Source organism: Tropicibacter sp. S64, from assembly GCF_049803835.1.
Taxonomy (GTDB): domain Bacteria; phylum Pseudomonadota; class Alphaproteobacteria; order Rhodobacterales; family Rhodobacteraceae; genus Pacificoceanicola.
The window spans coordinates 47,077-68,115 of record NZ_JBNAGK010000021.1; the positions used below are offsets into that span (position 1 = coordinate 47,077).

Annotated in this window: 12 protein-coding genes, 2 tRNA genes and 2 rRNA genes; 6 read left to right on the forward strand and 10 right to left on the reverse strand. The window is 64.3% G+C overall.

Features of this window, described 5'->3' with window-relative positions; all coding sequences use genetic code 11:
- The first annotated feature begins 183 nt into the window (after nucleotides 1-183).
- Both ACP159_RS24005 and ACP159_RS24010 read left to right on the forward strand, forming a co-directional pair.
- A complete protein-coding gene (locus ACP159_RS24005) occupies nucleotides 184-2,139 on the forward strand; it encodes a glycosyl hydrolase family 28-related protein (protein WP_425102266.1) in 1,956 nt (651 codons plus the stop codon).
- 94 nt (nucleotides 2,140-2,233) lie between these two features.
- Complete coding sequence (locus tag ACP159_RS24010) at nucleotides 2,234-2,845, forward strand: putative colanic acid biosynthesis acetyltransferase (protein ID WP_425102267.1); 612 nt, start codon at nucleotides 2,234-2,236, stop codon at nucleotides 2,843-2,845.
- An 843-nt stretch (nucleotides 2,846-3,688) separates the two neighbouring features.
- Here ACP159_RS24010 and ACP159_RS24015 read toward each other — a convergent pair.
- From ACP159_RS24015 to ACP159_RS24060, 10 genes are all read right to left on the reverse strand, one after another.
- Complete coding sequence (locus tag ACP159_RS24015; protein WP_425102268.1) at nucleotides 3,689-4,867, reverse strand: glycosyltransferase family 4 protein; 1,179 nt, start codon at nucleotides 4,865-4,867, stop codon at nucleotides 3,689-3,691.
- Nucleotides 4,864-6,360 (reverse strand): oligosaccharide flippase family protein, encoded by a 1,497-nt coding sequence (locus ACP159_RS24020; RefSeq protein WP_425102269.1) that lies wholly within the window; start codon nucleotides 6,358-6,360, stop codon nucleotides 4,864-4,866. Before ACP159_RS24020 ends, ACP159_RS24015 begins: the two co-directional genes overlap by 4 nt.
- Before the next feature lie 2 nt (nucleotides 6,361-6,362).
- The gene (locus ACP159_RS24025; protein ID WP_425102270.1) at nucleotides 6,363-7,574 is read right to left on the reverse strand and encodes a polysaccharide pyruvyl transferase family protein; all 1,212 of its coding nucleotides are present in this window, start codon (nucleotides 7,572-7,574) and stop codon (nucleotides 6,363-6,365) included.
- An 18-nt stretch (nucleotides 7,575-7,592) separates the two neighbouring features.
- Nucleotides 7,593-8,552: a nitroreductase family protein gene (locus tag ACP159_RS24030; protein ID WP_425102271.1), complete on the reverse strand. Its 960-nt coding sequence runs from the start codon at nucleotides 8,550-8,552 to the stop codon at nucleotides 7,593-7,595.
- Between the two features lie 205 nt (nucleotides 8,553-8,757).
- Nucleotides 8,758-10,161: a hypothetical protein gene (locus tag ACP159_RS24035; protein ID WP_425102272.1), complete on the reverse strand. Its 1,404-nt coding sequence runs from the start codon at nucleotides 10,159-10,161 to the stop codon at nucleotides 8,758-8,760.
- 40 nt (nucleotides 10,162-10,201) lie between these two features.
- Nucleotides 10,202-10,822: a hypothetical protein gene (locus ACP159_RS24040; RefSeq protein WP_425102273.1), complete on the reverse strand. Its 621-nt coding sequence runs from the start codon at nucleotides 10,820-10,822 to the stop codon at nucleotides 10,202-10,204.
- A gap of 48 nt (nucleotides 10,823-10,870) precedes the next feature.
- On the reverse strand, nucleotides 10,871-11,845 hold the full coding sequence (gene fcl / locus ACP159_RS24045) for a GDP-L-fucose synthase (RefSeq protein ID WP_425102274.1): 975 nt from the start codon (nucleotides 11,843-11,845) through the stop codon (nucleotides 10,871-10,873).
- 4 nt (nucleotides 11,846-11,849) lie between these two features.
- Complete coding sequence (gene gmd / locus ACP159_RS24050; RefSeq protein WP_425102275.1) at nucleotides 11,850-12,968, reverse strand: GDP-mannose 4,6-dehydratase; 1,119 nt, start codon at nucleotides 12,966-12,968, stop codon at nucleotides 11,850-11,852.
- Between the two features lie 169 nt (nucleotides 12,969-13,137).
- The gene (locus ACP159_RS24055) at nucleotides 13,138-13,764 is read right to left on the reverse strand and encodes a hypothetical protein (protein WP_425102276.1); all 627 of its coding nucleotides are present in this window, start codon (nucleotides 13,762-13,764) and stop codon (nucleotides 13,138-13,140) included.
- The gene (locus ACP159_RS24060; RefSeq protein ID WP_425102277.1) at nucleotides 13,761-15,086 is read right to left on the reverse strand and encodes a WcaI family glycosyltransferase; all 1,326 of its coding nucleotides are present in this window, start codon (nucleotides 15,084-15,086) and stop codon (nucleotides 13,761-13,763) included. Before ACP159_RS24060 ends, ACP159_RS24055 begins: the two co-directional genes overlap by 4 nt.
- A 762-nt stretch (nucleotides 15,087-15,848) precedes the next feature.
- Here ACP159_RS24060 and ACP159_RS24065 point away from each other — a divergent pair.
- The 4 genes from ACP159_RS24065 (at nucleotide 15,849) to ACP159_RS24080 (ending at nucleotide 21,020) form a co-directional block, all read left to right on the forward strand.
- Nucleotides 15,849-17,308, forward strand: a 16S ribosomal RNA gene (locus ACP159_RS24065).
- A gap of 152 nt (nucleotides 17,309-17,460) precedes the next feature.
- A tRNA-Ala gene (locus ACP159_RS24070) sits at nucleotides 17,461-17,536 on the forward strand.
- A gap of 105 nt (nucleotides 17,537-17,641) precedes the next feature.
- A tRNA-Ile gene (locus ACP159_RS24075) sits at nucleotides 17,642-17,718 on the forward strand.
- A 433-nt stretch (nucleotides 17,719-18,151) separates the two neighbouring features.
- Nucleotides 18,152-21,020: ribosomal RNA gene (locus ACP159_RS24080) — 23S ribosomal RNA — on the forward strand.
- Together the 16S and 23S rRNA genes with 2 tRNA genes alongside form the textbook arrangement of a ribosomal RNA operon.
- The last annotated feature ends 19 nt before the right edge of the window (nucleotides 21,021-21,039 follow it).

The window sequence follows — 21,039 nt, forward strand, 5'->3', positions numbered from 1 at the left end:
TGAGCGCCGATGCGCTCATCGGCGGGCAGGACATCCTCACGGTCCTCGGGGCCGGGGATGTGATCACCGCGCAGACCGTCATCCTCTGATCCCGTTTCGCGCCGGATGCCCGCGGGCGGTCCGGACAGGCCAGCCTTTTCAAGGGAGTCCATGACAATGGCTTTTGCAATTCCTTCGCTTCCGATGACCGGGAGCAGCCTCAAGACCTCGCTCGACGGCCTGCGCCAGCGCATGCCGATCCGGGTGTCCTCCGTCTCCGAGCTGGCCGCGCTCACGGATTTCGCCGCGGGCGACCTGTGCCTTTCGCCGGAGGGTGCCTTCGAGCTGGTTTCGGGCTCCGGCCTGCCGGCGGGCGCCACGGTGATCGACGTGCCGGGCGGGCTGCAGGCGGTGCTGCGGGCGGGCGAGCCGCTGGCCTCGGTCGAGGCGGTGCTGGCCGACACCCGTTCCACGGCCTTCCTCGGCACCGGCCGTTGCCTGACCACCCGCGAGGACGGCTTCGTCTACGCGGTGGCGGACGATCTCGCCACCGACCACCACGTGGTCACCGCCGGGGGCGTGAAGCTCTATGTCCGTCCCGGCGAGGCCGGTTTCAACGTGCGGGCCTTCGGCGCGAAGGGCGATGGCGTGAGCGACGATTCTGCGGCGGTGAGCGCGGCTTTCCGCGCGGCGGTGGCGGCGAAGCGCACGCCGATCGCCGGCTCCAACCCGGTGAACCTCAACCGCATCCATTTCCCGGGGGGCGAGTACCGCCTTGCCAGTCCGCGCAGCCTGATGGATGCGGTCGGCACCGGGCGCAGCCTTGGCCTGACCTACGAGGGCGACGCCACCGGCACTACGATCCACTTCGCCTACACCGGCGACGACTACCTGTGCTACAACGCCAACGAACTGCTCTGGGTGCGCTTTCGCAACCTGCGCTTCACCTGCAGCTCCGATGTCGCGAAGTTCATGCATGTGGACGCCAGCGGCGGCGCGCAGGACATGCTGTTCGACAACTGCGGCTGGCAGGGGACCTGGCAGAAGCTGTACCACCTGCAGGGCGGCAACAACAACTCCGAGTGGAAGTGGACGAACTGCGGGATCGCGGCGACGATCCGCGACGTGGTGCTGGAGATCCCGGCCACCGGGGCCTCGGACCAGTTCCTCAACTACTGGTTCACGAACTGCAAGCTGTGGCTCTACGACGGCCAGATGATCCGGGCGCACATGGGCGGGCATTTCCACTTCGTCAACTGCGACTGGTCCGGCCACAACCCGGGCATGACGCTGAACACCTCGACCCATGGTGCGCCGCTGTTCGAGCTGCTGGGGGCCAGCCACAGCCGTGGCGTGTGCAGCCTGACGGTGACCGGCGGACGCATCGAGCACAAGAACACCGCCTCCAAGCTGATCTACTGCGAGTGGCCCTACGGCACGGTGAGTTTCCGCGATTTCGACTGCGGCTCCAACACGCCGGCGGGCTATGACACCGTCACCCACGCCGAGTTCGCCTGCGGCAACACCGGCGGGGCGAACGTGCTGTTCGACAATTGCGACCTGATCGGCCGGCACAGGTATTCCAACGGCACAAGCGGCTGGCAGTACGAGCACAATGCCCGCTACACGCTCTGCACCATCCGTCACACGAAACCCGACAACTTCCTGGTCTTCGACCGGGGCAGCAATGTCGGCGGGACCTGGCTGGTGGGGCTGGAGCGTTGCAAGTCGACCTCCGCCAATCTCACCGGCGGCGAGATCATGGTCTGGGATGCGGTCTATGGCGCGCGCTACGCGGCGAACAGCCATTTCGGCAAGCGCTCCTTCGTGTTCCGCAACGGCTCGGGCAAGGGCACGCCGACGACCACCGGCACCTTTGCCGCGACGGTTCCGGCGGGGGCGCTGATCACCCGGGTGGCCTTCCGCAACTCGGGCCTGCTGACCTCCTCGATGAGCGCGGATTTCCAGGTCGAGGACGGCGCGGGAACGGTCATCGCCGCCACCAGCGGCGTGCCGCCGCTGAACACCGCCTGGGCGCTGGATGCGCCGGTCTGCTATGTCGTGCCGGCGGGGCAGGAGCGGCTGGTTCTGCGCAACACCCAGGGCACCGCCAACCAGCAGGCCACGTCGCTCTTCGTCGAGGTGGAGTTCGTCGTCTGAGCGCGGCTCCGGGCGTTCCGCTTGCCGGGGAAAGGCTGTAGAAGGGGGGCAGGAGGCCCCCCTTTTCGCGTCGGGGGCAAGGCGCGGGGGCGTGATGGCAAGATACCAGGATCTGTCCCGGTTCCGGGTGCCGGAGGGGTTTCGCGGGCGCTCGGGGCTGACGGTCCAGCTGTGGTGGATCGTGCAGGCGGTGCTGATCGGCCTGTCTCCGCAGCCGCTCTACGGCTGGCGGGCCTGGCTCTGGCGGCTGTTCGGAGCCAAGGTCGGGCGGGGGGTGAAGATCCGGCCTTCGGCGCGGGTAACCTATCCGTGGAAGGTGACGCTGGGCGATCATGTCTGGATCGGCGACCGGGCGGAGCTCTATTCGCTGGAGCGGATCGAGATCGGCGACAACGCCTGCATCTCGCAGGACTGCTATCTCTGCACCGGCTCGCACGACCACCGCAGCCTCGATTTCCGCTATGACTGCAAGCCCGTCCGCATCGGGGCCGAGGCCTGGCTGGCGGCGGGCTGCTTCGTCGCGCCGGGGGTGACGGTTGGGGAGGGCACGGTGATCGGGGCACGCTCGCTGGTGCTCAAGGACGTGCCGGGCGGGCGGCTCTGCGCCGGCAATCCGCTGCGCGATCTGGGGGTGAGGTCCGGTCCGCGCAGCGGCAAACTCTCCGGGGGAGAGTTTGAGGACCGAACGGGCGGAGCCCCGGGGTAGTCCGGTCCGCGCAGCGGCAAACTCTCCGGGGGAGAGTTTGAGGGCCGAACGGGCGGAGCCCCGGGATAGTCCGAGGCGGGGCGGGACCGGACAGGTGGATTGCCGGAGGCCAAAAGCGACGGAGAAAGGTGTCGAATGACGTTCATCGCGCCCTACGAAGATGTCCGGATGATGCATGAGGACGGGCGTTCGGTCTTTGATGAGCGCCAGAAAGAGGCTCTCCGAAGGTGTTTCCTGCGTCCCGAGGGGCGCGGCGATCGGCCCGTTCTCGACCTGTCGCCGGAATTTCCCGGGGCCTTCACGCCGGACCTGATCTGGTGGGAAGTCACCGGACTGCTCTTCGTGAAGGAGGCGCGGCAGGCTGATCGCCCCCTGAGGCTGCCGGAGGCCTGTCAGGCCGGGCTCCTGAGGACCGGCGACCGGGGAGACTTCGTCGTCTTCGCCCTTGCCGGGCTGGAGGAGATGTTTCGGGCCGTGCTGATCTACGACCGCTCGATGTTCGCGGCCATCAAGACGGTCTCGCTGTCGCGGGACGCCGGGCCGCGGGAGGTTCTTGCCTGTTCCGATGCGGGCAGCTTCGACGATCTGGAACGTCTCAGGCCGGGGTATAGGGCGTTGCGCAGCTGGGTGCCGAAACGCGCCTGCCTGCGGTCCGACTGGCCGTTCGATGCCTTCGTGTTCGACGACCTCCTGTATCTTGCCGAAGCGGTGCCGCTTGAGGACAGCGGGCTGGTGCCGACGCGGTGCGAGGTGGAGCTTCACCGCGGCCGCGTCCCCCCCCTCGGCCTGACTCGCCGCGGTTCGGGCCCCGATTTCTTCAAAAGAAATCGGTCCGGACTCTTTTCAAGAGTCCGCGCCCTTCCCCTCCAGGATCGCGACAAGCCCGTCCAGCATGGCTTCTTCGGAGAAATGCGCCTCGACGTGGGCCCGCGCCGCCATGCCCATCGCCTGCCAGCGCGCCCGGTCGGCCAGCGCCCGGTGCAGTCCGGCGGCGAAGGCGTCCGCCGTCGGCGCCTCCATCAGCCATCCGGTCTCTCCGTCCAGCACCGTCTCCGACGGGCCGCCCGCCGCATGGGCCAGCACCGGCTTGCCCAGGGCCATGCCCTCAATCACCGACAGGCCGAAGGGCTCCGGGTCGAGCCGGCTGTTCACCGCCACGTCGCAGAGCGCCAGCCAGGGGAGGACGTCCGATTGCGGCCCGGGCAGGTGCACCCGCCCCGCAAGGTCCGGCTCCGCCACCCGCGTCCGCAGCTCCGCCCCGAAGGCGCCGTCGAGCGGTCCGCCGCAGATCAGCAGGTGGGCGTCCGGCACCCGGGCCAGCGCCTCGACCAGCACCCCGTGCCCCTTGCTCCGGATCATCCGGGCGAAGAGGCCGAAGAGCGGCGCATCCTCGGGAATGCCGAGGTCCGCCCGGCGCAGCTGCCCCGCTCCGGCGCCGGGGGCGAAGGTCTGCGTGTCGATGCCGAGGTGCAGCACATGCCGGGGGAAGGCGCCGGGACCGAGGGTGCCGTCGGTGAAGTGCGAATTGGCCACCGGGATCAGTGGCCCGTGGCGGAACAGGGCGCGGTAGACGCGGCGGTTGAGGTCGAGCGGGTAGCCGCTGCCGACCGCGTTCGGCATCATCCAGAACGCCCGCGTGCCGGACCCGCGCGCCGCCCGCGCCGCCAGAAGGGTGGCGAGCGGGCTTTGCAGGATCAGGCCGCCGATGCCGCGGGCCCGGATCTCGCGGGAGAGCTGGCGGGCGAGGCGCAGCTGCGCGGCGCCCCGGGTCATGAGCGCCCGCGCCTTGCCCAGGGCCCCGCCGCCCGGCTGCGGGATCGGCGCGGGCAGCACGAAGACCGCGATGCCAAGCGCCTGCCAGCGCGTCCGCAGCGCCGGGTTGTCCCGCAGCAGGGTCGCGCTCAGCCGCCAGCCGCGCCGGGGCAGGCCCTGCGCCAGCGTCTCCCAGACCCGCATCACGCCGTAGCCTTCCGTGCCTTCGAGCAGGAGGAGCAGATGCTTCGGGTCCGGGGCCGCGCTCATGCCGGCTTCTTCTTGCGGCGGTTGCGGATCAGGCCGAACATCGCGGTCACCAGTTCGCGGTTGACCAGCCAGTTCGCGGCGAGGAAGGCCAGCACGGCCACGGCGGTTTCCAGCAGCGGCAGCAGGATGGCGGTGTCCTCGTGCATCGTCACATGCCGCCAGGGGTCGATCATCAGCAGCACCGCGACGATCACGAGGTAGCTGCCGAAGCAGCGGGCGAAGAAGCCCGCGACCCGTGGCATGGAAATGCCGATCAGCCGCGCCGCCAGCGGGAAGGACAGCAGGCCGCTGGCCATGCGCTGCCCGGCGACGGCCAGGGCCGCGCCATTCATGCCGCCGAGCGTGCCGCCGATCCAGGCGCAGACCACGACGAAGCCCGCGTCCCAGAGCAGCACCACCATGCGCCAGCCCCAGGCGCCCTGGGATTCGAACACCGTCCCGGCGAAGTTCGAGGTCAGCCGGATCGGCAGGGCGACGGCGACGGTGACGATGACGAGGATGCTCGGGTCCCACTTGCCGCCCCAGACGAGGTGGATCATCACGGGGCCGAAGCCGATCACGCCGATGCTCAGCAGGCTCATCATCAGCGTCGTCGCGCCGCCGATGCGCAGGTACTGGCGTCTGAGCTGCGGCATGTCGGCCTTGAGGTTGGAGAAGATCGGCAACAGGGTCTGGTTGACCCCGACGGAGATCATCGTGGTCAGGTTCACCAGGAGCACGAAGCCGAAGTAGTAGTAACCCAGCTCCTCGGGGCTGAGGATGTCGGCCAGCACGAGGTAGTCGCCGTTCATCCCGAGCGAGAGCAGGAAGCCCGAGGCGAGAACCCAGCGCAGCTCCACCAGCATCCGCAGGAAGGTCCGGGGCGTGAGGCGCCAGCCGATCCGCGTGTCCGGGGTCCAGCGGCGCAGGAGCCAGGCGAGGTACAGCATGGAGAGGGTCGTCGCCGCCGCCATGGTATAGCCCCCGGCGCCGAGCGCGGCGGCGCCGACCAGCACCGCGTAGTAGAAGAGCGAACGCCAGACCTCCATCATGCCGAGGTCGCGGAAGCGCAGGTCGATGCTCAGCGAGGCCATGTAGATCGTGGTTACCGCCTTGAGCGGCAGGCTGAGGCTGGCCAGGGCGATCATCCAGAACAGCGGCCGGATCTCGTAGATCTGGTTGAACACGAGACCGACCACGAGGAAGATCCCCATGCCGATCAGCCCGAGCCAGAGCGCGAAGGCGGAATAGGTGGGCAGCAGCGCGTCGTATTCGTCCTGCCGCGAGATCAGCACCTTGCCGACGCCGGCGCTCTGGAAGCCGTTGACGAAGATCAGCGCCGTGGTGAGCATGGCGAAGACCGCGTAGGTCTCGACCGCCAGCAGGTAGCCGAGCGCGATCTGGCTGGCGAAGGACAGCCCCTTGGAGACCGTCAGCGACAGTGCGGTCCAGGCCATGCCCTTGGCGGCGGTGCGTCCGGAGGCCTGCGGCCTGGGGGCGGGTGTTTCGCTCATGGTCAGATCTTCACCGCGCGGGTCAGGTGGTCCCAGACCGGGAGGCCGGCGAGATACCCCGCCGTGTCGATCTCCACCGGGGTTTCGGAGGCCGCGGCCCAGCTGTCATGGGCGGCGATCAGGGCTTCGATGGCGGCGGTGTCGGTCTTGTCGCCGTCCAGCACGTCGAAGCTCTGCGCAACTTCGGCGAAGGGGGTCTCGGCCTTGAGCCAGCCCGTCATGGTGTGCGCCTTGCGGCTGTAGGCGACGAAGAGCACCGCCTTGCCCAGGGTCAGCGCATTGAGGCAGCCGTGCATGCGCGCCCCGACGAAGAGATCGACCTTGCCGATCACCTCCGCGATCGTCGCAAAGGACATCGGGCCTCGGTAGACGGTGACCTTTTCGGCCACCTCCGGTTTCAGCGCGGCGTGGAGCCGGTCGAGCGCCGCCGGATCGTCCTGGGTCGAAACTCCGGCCTGCGAGCGCACGTGCGGGATGAAATCGACGTCGTAGCCCCGGGCCACGAGATCCTCGGTGATCCGGGCGAAGCGGGCGAGGCTCTCCTCGCCGTATTCCTTGAGCAGGAAGGGGGTGAAGTTGATGCCGATACGCCTGATCCGTCGCCGCTGCACCGTGGTGTGCGGGCGCAGGGAGAAGATCGGATCGGGGAAGACCTCGGTGTTGCCGGTGACGCCATGCCCGGCGATGTACTCCGCCGTGCCCTTGTCGCGCACCACCAGCAGGGCGAAGCGCCCGAGGTGGTCCGTCAGCGTCCTGCGGTCGGCCGGGGACAGCACCTCGAAGCGCTCCATGTTGGCGCCGAACATCATCACCGGGATATTGCGGCGGGTGGCGTAGCTCTCGAAGCCGAGCCAGTCCAGCGGCAGGGCATTGCCGAACATGGTGTAGATGTCGCCGCCGACCGAGACGAACAGGTCCGCGTCCCTGGCGTGGCGCGAGGCAAAGCGCGGCGTCCAGCGCGAGACGAACAGCCCGCTCTTGCGCAGCACCCCGCGCAGGATGCGCTTGGCCTCCAGCATCGGCACCACCTCGACGCCCGGCAGGTCGGCGAGCAGGGCGCGGTCCTCCTCCGGATGGTAGCTCTGGACGATGAAATGCAGCTCATGCTGCGGAAAGGCGCGGGTCAGGAAGGCGATGGAGCCGCGGATGATGATCTCGCAGCCGATGTTGGTCAGCAGCTGGTAGGAGAAGACGATTTTCTTCCGGGAGGTCATGGGAGGTCCTGGGATAAGTCAGAAGCGGAAGGTCTGCACGGCGAGACGGTGCGAGATCGGCACCACGGCCCCGGCTTCGGGGTGGCCGCAGGCGATCATCATCACCGGGAAGAAGCGGTCATCGACGCCCAGCGTGCGGATCACCCGGCGCGCCATCTTGTGCGAGACGCAGAGGTTGAGACAGCACGCGCCGATGTTGCGGGCATTGAGCGCGTTCACCAGCGCACAGGAGAAGATGCCGGCATCGACGAAGGGTTCGAACAGCTCGTATTCCTCGACGAAGGCGGTGGTGTCGGCCAGCACCACCAGCAGCGTGCCGATGCTCTGGTCGAAGCCCTTGTTGCCGGCCTGCAGGTTCAGCATCCTGCGGACCATGCCGGGGTCCTGCACCACGGCCACGGCCCAGGGCTGGCGGTTGCAGACCGAGGGGCTGAAGTTGGCAAGCGCGATGGCCTCGTCGATCAGCGCCGGGTCCACCGGCTCGGGGCTGAAATTGCGCAGCGAGCGGCGGGTGCGGACGAGGCGGTCGTAGGTCTGCCGCTCGGAGTCCGTGACGGCGGGGCGCACCGGGATCGTGCCGCCGAGCGCGGGGTCCACGTCCGCCCGCCCGCGCGTCGCCTCCGCGACTTCCGCGACCAGCGGATCGCTGGCGCCCTGGCTTTCGTGCCAGCGGACATAGCTGCCCAGCACGCTCTGCCCCACGGCGATGGCCGGGGCATTGGCGGGGGTGTCCGCGCTGGCCGCCATCTCGCGGCGCAGGTGGTCGATCTTGGCGCGGCCGAAGGCGTGCCGCACGGCGGGCAGCGACAGGCCCTTCTCCACCGTATGCGCCTCGCGCATGATCCAGGCCCGCGAGGCGGTCTGGTCATAGCCGCGCGGGAAGGCGCCGGAGTGCCGGGTGTAGTGCCGCGCCCAGTGGAAGACCTTGATCCAGCACAGGACGATCCGCGTCAGGCGCAGTTTCCGAAGGCGTTTCATGCTCTAAAATCCGTCATGCTGGAAGAATGGCGGCCCTCGACGCCGATGACCGTCGGCGTCCGGCAGGGGCTCCGGGTTGGAATGTCGGTCGTGCCATGGCCTAGTCCGGGGGCGTCCGGTTGCGCAAGGGAAAAGAGCCGGGGCGGGGCGACACGGGGCGGCGGGGCTTCGGGATGGGTCAGAATGCGGGCAGGGCCGGGCCGGGTCAGCGCGGTCTGCCGCCAGGCACCGCCCTGCCGGTGTGGTGCTGATGCCTGCGCCCGGTCCGGATGCGCGACAGCACCAGCCACAGCCCGAGCAGGAACAGCGCCGCGGCGGGGGCGGAGATGATCCCGAGCAGCGGCCCGCGCCCGATGATCGGGGCGAAGCCCGCGACGATGATGGCGGCCATGGCGATCAGCGGGCGCTCGGCGCTCTCGTAGATGTCGTCGAGGCTGCGCACCGCCCAGCCGATCAGCCCCATGCCGATCACCGCGCCGACGTAGTGGAAATCGGCGAAGAACTCCGTGGGCAGCGGGGCGGAGATGTTGACGAAGCTGTATCCGGCGGCCTCGGCGGCGTCGGAGCCGGTGGGCGGCTGCTTGCCGCCCCAGATCGACCGCGGCACGAAGAACAGCAGCGAGGACAGCAGCCGCGCGCCCCAGGTCAACCCGCCGCTCTCGACGAGGCCGATGACGTTGACCCCGGCCTGCACCCCGTCATAGTCGCCGTGCAGCATGGCCTCGAGCGGCGAGGTGAAGGAGACGTCGAAGTTCAGGCTCTCGGAGCGGCGGTTGTAGGCCTGCAGGAGCGGGAAGAGGAAGAACATCAGCAGCGGGGCGGAGGCGAAGAGCGGCGTCTTCCAGCGCCGGAACCAGCCGCTGGCGCAGCTCATCAGCACGGCCATGATGGTGGCGATGAGCCAGAAGCGGGCGAGGGCGGGGGGGAAGTTGGCGATGGCGAGCGTCAGGCAGGCGATGCCGAAGGCGGCCCAGGTCCAGCGGTTGCGCAGCCCCATGCGGAAGAGGACGAAGCCCGAGACGATGATTGCGGACATGGCGAGGCTGCGCGTCAGGGTGAAGGCCAGCCCCATGTCCGCCGCGCCGCTGCCGGTGACCAGCCGCACGACCGAGGTGGAGTAGCGCGTGCCGATGAAGGAGAACAGCCCGTATTTCTGCACGTTGAGCGCAAGGTAGGCCAGCGCCAGCAGGCAGACGAGAAACGTCGCGCGGGAGATCCGCGCCGGGTGGGCGGGTGGCTCCGTCGCGTCGGCCTGCGGCGGCGTGCTGCGGCTGCCGGTCTTGAGGAAATAGCCGACGGCGAAGGCGATGGTGGAGACGAAGACCAGCAGCGCCGAATCCGGCAGGAGGTCGCGCCGGACGGAGTTGTTGATCCAGTAGAAGCGGTCCGTGCGCACCTGCATCAGCCCGGCGAGGATGAAGCCGTAGGTGGCATAGAGCAGGTAGGCAAAGCTGGTGGCCGAGAGGCTGCGGGCGAAGACCGCGTGGGTGAAGCAGGCCAGCGAGACGAGGAAACTCGCCGCCAGCAGCAGCGAGGGGCCGGGATGGGCCTCCCCGGCGGTGTAGACGATGACAAGCGCGATGCCGTTCAGGAGGTAGAAGGGGATCATGAGGGACCGCCAACCGCAGGGTTATGGATCGTCCTGTACCTCACCGTGTCTTGGTAATCGTGTAGCTGCCGGATGACACCGGCGCGCCCGCGTCCTTCGTGGCAAAGCGCAGAACGATGGTCGCCCCCGGCCCGCCGGGATGCGATGTGGAAGGAGAGATGCCGATCTGGGTATAGCTCCTGTCCGCAATCGCCTGCCAACCCATGACCTCATTCTTGAGCGGGGCATCCTTGAACAGCGTCTTGTCGGTTGCCCGATATTTTCTGACCCAGATGTCCGCGACCTGAGCGCCCTGCGCGACGGTCATGTCCCGCACGGAGATCGAACAGAAGAAGCTGCTCTGTTTTGCGCTGGCGGAGCGGATCAGAACGATGATCCCTTGTTCCGTGTTTTCGAGATACCCAAGCCGCTGGGTTCCGGTCAGCCCGTTTTTCACGGCTTCGATGTCCGGGTTGCTCGCCGGGGTGAACCCGGACGCCTTGAGAGCGGCAATGGCGGCCGCGCCATTGGGGGCGTTGCGGGCGCAGAGGGCCGCGGTGCGTTCTGCCTCGGCAATGGCGCTTTGCGGTGCCGGGGTTTTGCTCGGCGGGTAGGGTCCGCCCTCTGTGCAGGCGGCGAGCGCGAAAGAGACAACCATCAACCAGGTGCCAAACCGTTTCATACCATTCCCTTTCCTGTCGTCCATCGACACCGGAGCGCTCCGGAGCCGCTACTTCTGCCGCAGCTCCGCCAGATCGCGGGCGAGGAACCAGGCGTAGGTTTCCGCGATGCCCTCTTCCAGCCCGATGCGCGCCTGCCAGCCCATGTCCCGAAGCCGCCCCACGTCCATCAGCTTGCGCGGGGTGCCGTCGGGCTTCGACGGGTCCGTCGCGATGGTGCCTTCGAAGCCGGTGACGCGGGCGACGATCTGCGCCAGCTCGAGGATGCTGACATCCGTGCCGGAGCCGACATTGATGTGCGAGAGCATCTCTTGCGTGTTGGCATCGTACTGCGCCTTCGGCAGGTCGAGCACGAAGAGCGAGGCCTCCGCCATGTCGTCCACGTGCAGGAACTCGCGCTTCGGCGTGCCGGTGCCCCAGATCACCACCTCGTCCAGCCCGTCCTCCTTCGCCTCGTGGAAGCGCCGGATCATCGCGGGCAGCACGTGGCTGTTCTCGGGGTGGAAGTTGTCGCCGGGGCCGTAGAGATTGGTCGGCATGACCGAGCGGTAATCGCGGCCGTACTGGCGGTTGTAGCTCTCGCAGAGCTTGATCCCGGCGATCTTGGCCACGGCATAGGGCTCGTTGGTCGGCTCCAGCGTGCCGGTCAGCAGCGCATCCTCGCGCATCGGCTGCTCCGCGAACTTCGGGTAGATGCACGACGAGCCGAGTTGCAGCAGGCGCTGCACACCGTTCGCGTGGGCCTGATGGATCACGTTGGACTGGATCATCAGGTTTTCATAGATGAACTGGCCGGGGTAGCTGTTGTTGGCGATGATCCCGCCCACCTTGGCGGCGGCGAGGATCACCACGTCGGGCTTTTCGGAGGCCATGAAGTCCGCCACCTGCGCCTGACTGGTCAGGTCCAGCTCCGCATGGGTGCGGGTGATGAGGGTCAGGTCTTCCCCGGCGGCCTTGCGGGCTTCCAGCCTGCGCAGGATCGCCCCGCCCACCATGCCGCGATGGCCTGCGATGTAGAGTTTCATGGCCTCACCCCTCCAGCGACACCGGCAGATCGTAGCCGTGCTGTTTCAGGAGGGCGTGGCGCTGTGCGGTGCGCAGGTCTTCGGCGATCATCTCGGCGCACATTTCCTGCACGGTGATCTCCGGCTCCCAGCCCAGTACGGTCTTGGCCTTTGCCGGATCGCCGAGCAGCGTCTCGACCTCGGCAGGGCGGAAGTAGCGCGGGTCGATGCGCAGTATCACGTCGCCCGGTTTCACCGCCGGGGCCTTGTTGGACGTCACCGCCGCGACGGTGGCGATCTCGTCCACGCCGGTCCCTGAGAACTCCAGCTCGATGCCAAGCTCCCGCGCCGACCAGGTGATGAACTCGCGCACGCTGTACTGCACGCCGGTGGCGATGACGAAGTCCTCCGGCTGCTCCTGCTGCAGCATCATCCACTGCATCCGGACGTAATCCTTCGCATGGCCCCAGTCGCGCAGCGCGTCGATGTTGCCCATGTAGAGGCAGGGCTCCAGACCCTGCGCGATGTTGGCCAGACCGCGGGTGATCTTGCGCGTGACGAAGGTCTCGCCGCGGCGCGGGCTCTCGTGGTTGAACAGCACGCCGTTGCAGGCATACATCCCGTAGCTCTCGCGGTAGTTCACCGTGATCCAGTAGGCATAGAGCTTGGCCACGGCATAGGGCGAGCGCGGGTAGAAGGGGGTCGTCTCGCGCTGCGGTGTCTCCTGCACGAGGCCGTAAAGCTCGGAGGTCGAGGCCTGGTAGAAGCGCGTGGTCTTCTCCAGCCCGAGGAAGCGGATCGCCTCCAGCAGGCGCAGCGCGCCGATGCCGTCGACGTCCGCCGTGTACTCCGGGGCCTCGAAGCTGACCGCCACATGGCTCTGGGCGCCGAGGTTGTAGACCTCGTCCGGCTGCACTTCCGCCATGATGCGGGTGAGGTTCGAGGTGTCGGTCAGGTCGCCGTAATGCAGCTGGAAATTCTGGTTGGTGGTGTGCGGGTCCTGGTAGATGTGGTCGATCCGCTGGGTGTTGAACAGCGAGGCCCGGCGCTTGATCCCGTGCACCTCGTAGCCTTTCTCGAGGAGGAACTCCGCCAGATAGGAGCCGTCCTGCCCGGTAATGCCCGTAATCAATGCCTTCTTCATGCGATGCCTTGTCCCTTGGGGTGCCGCCTTCGGGCTCCGTGGGAGCGGCCCGGGCGGTCAGATGAAACCACTAGGCTTGTACGAAGGGGGGAGGGGGAGGAGCAAGGGGGTGGTGTGGTGTGGGAGGGGTATGGGGGTGAGGGTGGTCAAGCGGTGGGCGGTTTCGGGGCTATCCCCAGCGCAGCCACCTCCGCAGGAAGCTACGGATTGCACCGGGATGCGCTGTCCGGGCGGGGCTGGCCATCCGCGCCGCCGTGGCTTCCAGTTCCGCGAAATAGCGATCCATAAAGGCCGCGTCGCTGACCAGCCCGCCCATGTCCAGCCAGTAATCGGCCAGAACCAGCGGCTCCACCGCGTCCAGCCGTTCAAGTGCGCTCCGCAGGGCGCGGCGTTCGTCTTCGGTGGTGCCTTTGGCGTCGAACCAGATCGCGTCGAGTACGCCTTCGGTCACTTCGAGCTTGATGAAAAGCTGGCTGCCGAAGCCGTAACAGTATGCGTCCGTTTCCGGGTCAAGGGAGAAGTCGCCGCCGTATCCGCTGCTGAACGCCCGGATTCTCGGCATTATCGAGGAGAGGGCCCGGGCTACGCCATCGAGGGCGGTGCCTGCCGCCCGAAAGGTCTCTTCCGGCTCCCTGATGGTATGGACGTCTGACCAGAACCCGGAAGGCAGGCGGTTTGCCTCGGCTTCGGTCTGCGCTTCCCTCAGGTCCGCCAGAACGGCGGAGGCGGCAGCGGCGGGGTAAAGGACCCGCATCCCGAAGTCATCCTCATGGATGGCGATGGCTGCCCCGCTCAAGCCTTCCCTTCCCGCGCCCGTCTCTCCTCGCCGTCCTCCGCTTGCCGCACAACCCGCTGTCCCGCCAAAGCCTCCAGCTGGGTCTTTACCCGGCTCAGGGTCGCGCCCATGTCCCAGCGTTCCAGGGCCCGGTTCCGGGCGGAGGCTCCCAGAACCGCGCGTTCTTCCGGCGAGTCGAGCAGGTCCTCGACCGCGCGGGCCATGGCCCTGGCGTCTCCCGGCGGGGTCACGCGGCCGCAGCCGTCGACTTCCTGTCCCAGAGCCGTGTGCAGATCGGCGGTGGCGACGACGGGACGGCCGGAGGCCAGCATGTTGGTGAGCTTCGACGGCAGCAGAAGATCCGCCGCCCCGGCGATCTGCGGCAGCAAATGCACGTCCGCCATGCCGAGAAGATCGTTCAGTTTCTCCACGGGCTGCAGCGGGAAGAAGCGCAGCATCGGCAGGTCCTTCGCCATCTCCTGCAGGGGCGCCCGCATCGGGCCGTCGCCGCAGACCGCAATCGTCAGGTCCGTGCGGTGGCTCAGGGCGCGGGCCATCTCGGGCAGGATCTCCAGACCCTGCTTGTTGGCGAGGTTGCCGGAATAGAGGGCGACATGCGGCGTCGTGATCCCCAGTTCGGCCTTCAACGGAGAGGTGCCGGTCATCGGCACCACGCGTTTCAGGTCCGCCCAGTTGCGGAATTCGGTGATGCGGTGCTCGGGCACGCCCTTCTGCCGCAGCCGGTCCATCATCTGGCGCGAGATCGAGCTGACCTTGTCGAAGCGGCGCATGACGCGGCGCTCGAAGGCGAGGGCGAACCGCCCGCCTGCGCTGTCCTCTTTCAGGAGGCCCGTGGCGAAGGCGGCCTCGACCTCGAAATCCTGCACATGCAGCCAGGTTTTCGATCCGGCGAGCCAGGCGGCGGCCAGCAGCAGCGGCGCGGGCAGAAGCGAAGGCGCGATCAGCACCATGACATCGGGGCGCCGGGTGAGCGCCTTCCACAGCAGCACCGGCGCGGCGCTGGCGACGAAGCTGATGTAATGCAGCATCCGGCGCAGGCCCTTGGGCGTCGCGGGCACGTAGATCGGGCAATGCACGATGCGGGTGCCGTTCTCGCTGCGACGGGCTTTCCACCACGGTGCCCGCCAGCCGTCGAAGGTGCGCCAGGCGGGGTAATAGGGGCGGGCGGTGACCACATGGGTCTCGATGCCCTGCGCCGCCATGTGCTCGGCGAATCCGGTGGTATAGAGCCCGGTGGCGATGAACTCGGGCGCATAGTTGATCCCGAGGACAAGCAGCCGCATCCGGCGTGCCTCCTCCTGCGGGTTGCCCGTGGTCGCCATAAGTCGAGGTCTCCCGAAACATCTCTGGGCAGGGTCCGGTCACGCCCGTTGCCGCCGGCTTGGGCGTCTTGACCATGAACTGCCAGTCCGTGCCTGTTTGGCAAGCGGAGGGCGCGGATGTACAGGGTTATTTTGCGCCCGGGCGCCCGTTTTTTGGGCGCAGGGAGCGGGTGCGGGCCCTGCAAAAGCGATCCCCGGCAGGGCGGGGCCGGGGAATCGCCGCGCTGCCCCGAGGGTCGGGGCGAGGCCGGGATTCGGGGGTGGCGCCCGCCCCGGAGCGGACTTTTCCCGTCAAAGCTGTGTTCTCCCTGGGGAAGCTGCCCGTCATCCGGTCGAAAACGGGGGGTCGGACAGAAAAATCGCGAAATCCGCAAAAAAGTTCTTGCGCTCATTTTTGTGGAGGCTTAGAGGGAGCCTCCGCAACGTGATCAACACGACACGCTGCGGACCACGGCCCCAGCGGCCGACGCTTTTTGACATCGCGAGTATCTGAAGAGATATGTGGGCGGCTTGGGTTCATTTCGATGGATCAAATGTCTGCATATCAACGCTGGTAGGGCTTCGGTCCGATGATCCAGTGTCAGCTTCACTGTTTGGACGGCTTTCGGTTTCTGATGAAACTGAAGCACAGACAAACAGATGACTTCCAATGCGTCTCCTATCCTAGCCGGGTGGAGATAGCCGACGGCCCCCAAAGCAGTCGGTGAAGTATTGGAGATGTGCAGAGGTTCGAACGTCAAGGATAAGCTGGCAACAGCTTTTCAACTTGAGAGTTTGATCCTGGCTCAGAACGAACGCTGGCGGCAGGCCTAACACATGCAAGTCGAGCGAACCTTCGGGTTAGCGGCGGACGGGTTAGTAACGCGTGGGAACGTGCCCTTCTCTACGGAATAGCCTCGGGAAACTGAGAGTAATACCGTATACGCCCTTTTGGGGAAAGATTTATCGGAGAAGGATCGGCCCGCGTTAGATTAGATAGTTGGTGGGGTAATGGCCTACCAAGTCTACGATCTATAGCTGGTTTTAGAGGATGATCAGCAACACTGGGACTGAGACACGGCCCAGACTCCTACGGGAGGCAGCAGTGGGGAATCTTAGACAATGGGCGCAAGCCTGATCTAGCCATGCCGCGTGAGTGATGAAGGCCTTAGGGTCGTAAAGCTCTTTCGCCTGTGATGATAATGACAGTAGCAGGTAAAGAAACCCCGGCTAACTCCGTGCCAGCAGCCGCGGTAATACGGAGGGGGTTAGCGTTGTTCGGAATTACTGGGCGTAAAGCGCACGTAGGCGGATCAGAAAGTTGGGGGTGAAATCCCGGGGCTCAACCCCGGAACTGCCTCCAAAACTCCTGGTCTTGAGTTCGAGAGAGGTGAGTGGAATTCCGAGTGTAGAGGTGAAATTCGTAGATATTCGGAGGAACACCAGTGGCGAAGGCGGCTCACTGGCTCGATACTGACGCTGAGGTGCGAAAGTGTGGGGAGCAAACAGGATTAGATACCCTGGTAGTCCACACCGTAAACGATGAATGCCAGTCGTCGGCAAGCATGCTTGTCGGTGACACACCTAACGGATTAAGCATTCCGCCTGGGGAGTACGGTCGCAAGATTAAAACTCAAAGGAATTGACGGGGGCCCGCACAAGCGGTGGAGCATGTGGTTTAATTCGAAGCAACGCGCAGAACCTTACCAACCCTTGACATTTGTCGCCACCTCCAGAGATGGAGGGTTCCCTTCGGGGACGGCAGGACAGGTGCTGCATGGCTGTCGTCAGCTCGTGTCGTGAGATGTTCGGTTAAGTCCGGCAACGAGCGCAACCCACATCCTTAGTTGCCAGCAGTTCGGCTGGGCACTCTAGGGAAACTGCCCGTGATAAGCGGGAGGAAGGTGTGGATGACGTCAAGTCCTCATGGCCCTTACGGGTTGGGCTACACACGTGCTACAATGGCAACTACAGTGGGTTAATCCCCAAAAGTTGTCTCAGTTCGGATTGTTCTCTGCAACTCGAGAGCATGAAGTCGGAATCGCTAGTAATCGCGTAACAGCATGACGCGGTGAATACGTTCCCGGGCCTTGTACACACCGCCCGTCACACCATGGGAGTTGGTTCTACCTGACGGCCGTGCGCTAACCTTCGGGAGGCAGCGGACCACGGTAGGATCAGCGACTGGGGTGAAGTCGTAACAAGGTAGCCGTAGGGGAACCTGCGGCTGGATCACCTCCTTTCTAAGGATGACTTTAGATTGAATGGCTTGCCATTCACGTAAGTCACTTAGCAATGATCGGTACCTTTGCCGATCAACATCAGACGAACCCGGGTCGTCCTCATATCTCTTCAGAACGTAGGTCCTGCACAGCGGTGCAGGGTCCCAAAGCACGGGGCCTTAGCTCAGCTGGGAGAGCGCCTGATTTGCATTCAGGAGGTCAGGAGTTCGATCCTCCTAGGCTCCACCACTGCCTGGCCCTTGTTTTAACCACGTTGGGCTTGCCGCTTTCGACAGACTTTCTTCGAAAGTCGTCTGCCGCGGCGTCGCGGTTTTGCCTTTGGCAAAACACGCTGGGTCGGTAGCTCAGGTGGTTAGAGCGCACGCCTGATAAGCGTGAGGTCGGAGGTTCAAGTCCTCCTCGACCCACCACTTCCCTCGGGAGTGGACCCCATTCATCCGGATCGTATCGATAAGCATTTGCGAATGTTTATCCGTCCGATCCAGGACGCCTAATTTACATCGTTTAGAGAGAAATCAATCAACCTTGCTGATTGACTGGAGTAACAGTCGATCTCTTCGGGTTCTGCCACGGCAGAAGGTTGAACATTGGTCTAGCCGGCCGATGGTCAATATCCCCGCTGAAACAGCAAGAGTTGTCCAAGTCAAGTACACTAACCAACGCGTCGATTGCATGATCGACGCAGCGGAGATCAATGATCTCCGTGGGAAAGTATGCTTTTGATCCGGAAATAGCGGCATCTGACATACCAGCCAGGTGCCATGCTCGGCCATTGGTGTAACGCCCCGGCGCTCAAGTAGCGAAGCGGTAGCGCATCAATCATGCCTTGCTCTTTCTGGATCAAATCAAGCGCGAGAAGGGCGTTTGGTGGATGCCTTGGCAGTAAGAGGCGATGAAGGACGTGATACTCTGCGATAAGTCATGGTTAGCCGAGAATAGGCTTTGATCCATGAATCTCCGAATGGGGCAACCCACCTGATACTCAGTTATTATTAGCCCTCGTGGTTATTGATAATTGGGTAAAACAGGTACTTATTACCTGAATACATAGGGTTTTAAGAGCAAACCCGGGGAACTGAAACATCTAAGTACCCGGAGGAAAGGACATCAATAGAGACTCCCCTAGTAGCGGCGAGCGAACGGGGACCAGCCGAGCCTTGAGAGTGACCAGAATGATCTGGAAAGATCAGCCATAGTGGGTGACAGCCCCGTATGGGAAGCTCGATGGGACGTATCAAGTAGGGCGGGACACGTGAAATCCTGTCTGAAGATCGGGGGACCACCCCCGAAGGCTAAGTACTCCTTACTGACCGATAGCGAACCAGTACCGTGAGGGAAAGGTGAAAAGCACCCCGACGAGGGGAGTGAAACAGTACCTGAAACCGGACGCCTACAAGCAGTCGGAGGGGCCTTGCGCCCTGACGGCGTACCTTTTGTATAATGGGTCATCGACTTGGTCTATCTAGCAAGCTTAAGCCGTTAGGTGTAGGCGCAGCGAAAGCGAGTCTTAATAGGGCGCATGAGTTAGATGGATCAGACCCGAAACCGAGTGATCTAGGCATGACCAGGATGAAGACAAGGTAACACTTGTTGGAGGTCCGAACCCACACCTGTTGAAAAAGGTCGGGATGAGTTGTGCCTAGGGGTGAAAGGCCAATCAAACTCGGAGATAGCTGGTTCTCTGCGAAATCTATTTAGGTAGAGCGTCATCCGAATACCCCGGGGGGTAGAGCACTGGATGGGTAATGGGGCCCCACAGGCTTACTGATCCTAACCAAACTCCGAATACCCGGGAGTACTAGATGGCAGACACACGGCGGATGCTAACGTCCGTCGTGAAGAGGGAAACAACCCTGACCTACAGCTAAGGCCCCCAATTCATGGCTAAGTGGGAAAGCAGGTGGGACGACCAAAACAACCAGGAGGTTGGCTTAGAAGCAGCCATCCTTTAAAGATAGCGTAACAGCTCACTGGTCTAAACAAGTTGTCCTGCGGCGAAGATGTAACGGGGCTCAAGCCATGAGCCGAAGCTTAGGATGCCGCAAGGCATGGTAGCAGAGCGTAGTGTGACATAGCACTTGTCTTTATTGCCGCACTTAGGAAGCTGGAGCATTAACGTGCTCAAGTAGCCGATAGGCGGTAGCACAAGACAAAGTGCTTTCTGTGAAGCCGGCGCGTGAGCGATCCGGTGGAGAGATCACTAGCGAGAATGATGACATGAGTAGCGACAAAGAGTGTGAGAGACACTCTCGCCGAAAGTCCAAGGGTTCCTGCTTAAAGCTAATCTGAGCAGGGTAAGCCGACCCCTAAGGCGAGGCCGAAAGGCGTAGTCGATGGGAACCAGGTTAATATTCCTGGGCCAGATGGAAGTGACGGATTGCGACTGTAGTTTGCCCTTATCGGATTGGGTGGGCTGCTGAGCGGTTCCTGGAAATAGCTCCATCATGAGATCGTACCCTAAACCGACACAGGTGGACTGGTAGAGAATACCAAGGCGCTTGAGAGAACGATGTTGAAGGAACTCGGCAAAATACCTCCGTAAGTTCGCGAGAAGGAGGCCCGGTTCCTAGGCAACTAGGGGCTGGGGGCACAAACCAGGGGGTGGCGACTGTTTACTAAAAACACAGGGCTCTGCGAAGTCGCAAGACGACGTATAGGGTCTGACGCCTGCCCGGTGCCTGAAGGTTAAAAGGAGGGGTGCAAGCTCTGAATTGAAGCCCAGGTAAACGGCGGCCGTAACTATAACGGTCCTAAGGTAGCGAAATTCCTTGTCGGGTAAGTTCCGACCTGCACGAATGGCGTAACGACTTCCCCGCTGTCTCCAACATCGACTCAGCGAAATTGAATTGCCGGTCAAGATGCCGGCTACCCGCGGTTAGACGGAAAGACCCCATGCACCTTCACTACAGCTTCGCACTGGCATCAGGCACAACATGTGCAGGATAGGTGGTAGGCTTTGAAACCGGGACGCCAGTCCCGGTGGAGCCATCCTTGAGATACCACCCTTGTTCTGCTTGATGTCTAACCGCGGTCCGTTATCCGGATCCGGGACCCTGCGTGGCGGGTAGTTTGACTGGGGCGGTCGCCTCCTAAAGCGTAACGGAGGCGCGCGAAGGTTGGCTCAGAGCGGTCGGAAATCGCTCGTTGAGTGCAATGGCAAAAGCCAGCCTGACTGCGAGACTGACAAGTCGAGCAGAGACGAAAGTCGGCCATAGTGATCCGGTGGTCCCAAGTGGGAGGGCCATCGCTCAACGGATAAAAGGTACGCTGGGGATAACAGGCTGATACTGCCCAAGAGTCCATATCGACGGCAGTGTTTGGCACCTCGATGTCGGCTCATCTCATCCTGGGGCTGGAGCAGGTCCCAAGGGTATGGCTGTTCGCCATTTAAAGAGGTACGTGAGCTGGGTTTAGAACGTCGTGAGACAGTTCGGTCCCTATCTGCCGTGGGTGTAGGATACTTGAGAGGAGTTGCCCCTAGTACGAGAGGACCGGGGTGAACGTTCCACTGGTGGACCTGTTGTTGCGCCAGCAGCAGTGCAGGGTAGCTATGAACGGACAGGATAACCGCTGAAGGCATCTAAGCGGGAAGCCCCCCTCAAAACAAGGTATCCCTGAGGACCGTGGTAGACCACCACGTCGATAGGCCGGAGATGTAAGCGCAGCAATGCGTTCAGTTGACCGGTACTAATGGTCCGATAGGCTTGATTTGATCCAGTAACAGCAAGGCT

Excerpts from the sequence above, each read along its gene's own strand:
- ACP159_RS24005 (WP_425102266.1), top strand. The coding sequence starts at position 184 with ATGACCGGGAGCAGCCTCAAGACCTCGCTCGACGGCCTGCGCCAGCGC.
- ACP159_RS24010 (WP_425102267.1), top strand. The coding sequence starts at position 2,234 with ATGGCAAGATACCAGGATCTGTCCCGGTTCCGGGTGCCGGAGGGGTTT.
- ACP159_RS24015 (WP_425102268.1), bottom strand. The coding sequence starts at position 4,867 with ATGAGCGCGGCCCCGGACCCGAAGCATCTGCTCCTCCTGCTCGAAGGC.
- ACP159_RS24020 (WP_425102269.1), bottom strand. The coding sequence starts at position 6,360 with ATGAGCGAAACACCCGCCCCCAGGCCGCAGGCCTCCGGACGCACCGCC.
- ACP159_RS24025 (WP_425102270.1), bottom strand. The coding sequence starts at position 7,574 with ATGACCTCCCGGAAGAAAATCGTCTTCTCCTACCAGCTGCTGACCAAC.
- ACP159_RS24030 (WP_425102271.1), bottom strand. The coding sequence starts at position 8,552 with ATGAAACGCCTTCGGAAACTGCGCCTGACGCGGATCGTCCTGTGCTGG.
- ACP159_RS24035 (WP_425102272.1), bottom strand. The coding sequence starts at position 10,161 with ATGATCCCCTTCTACCTCCTGAACGGCATCGCGCTTGTCATCGTCTAC.
- ACP159_RS24040 (WP_425102273.1), bottom strand. The coding sequence starts at position 10,822 with ATGAAACGGTTTGGCACCTGGTTGATGGTTGTCTCTTTCGCGCTCGCC.
- fcl (WP_425102274.1), bottom strand. The coding sequence starts at position 11,845 with ATGAAACTCTACATCGCAGGCCATCGCGGCATGGTGGGCGGGGCGATC.
- gmd (WP_425102275.1), bottom strand. The coding sequence starts at position 12,968 with ATGAAGAAGGCATTGATTACGGGCATTACCGGGCAGGACGGCTCCTAT.
- ACP159_RS24060 (WP_425102277.1), bottom strand. The coding sequence starts at position 15,086 with ATGGCGACCACGGGCAACCCGCAGGAGGAGGCACGCCGGATGCGGCTG.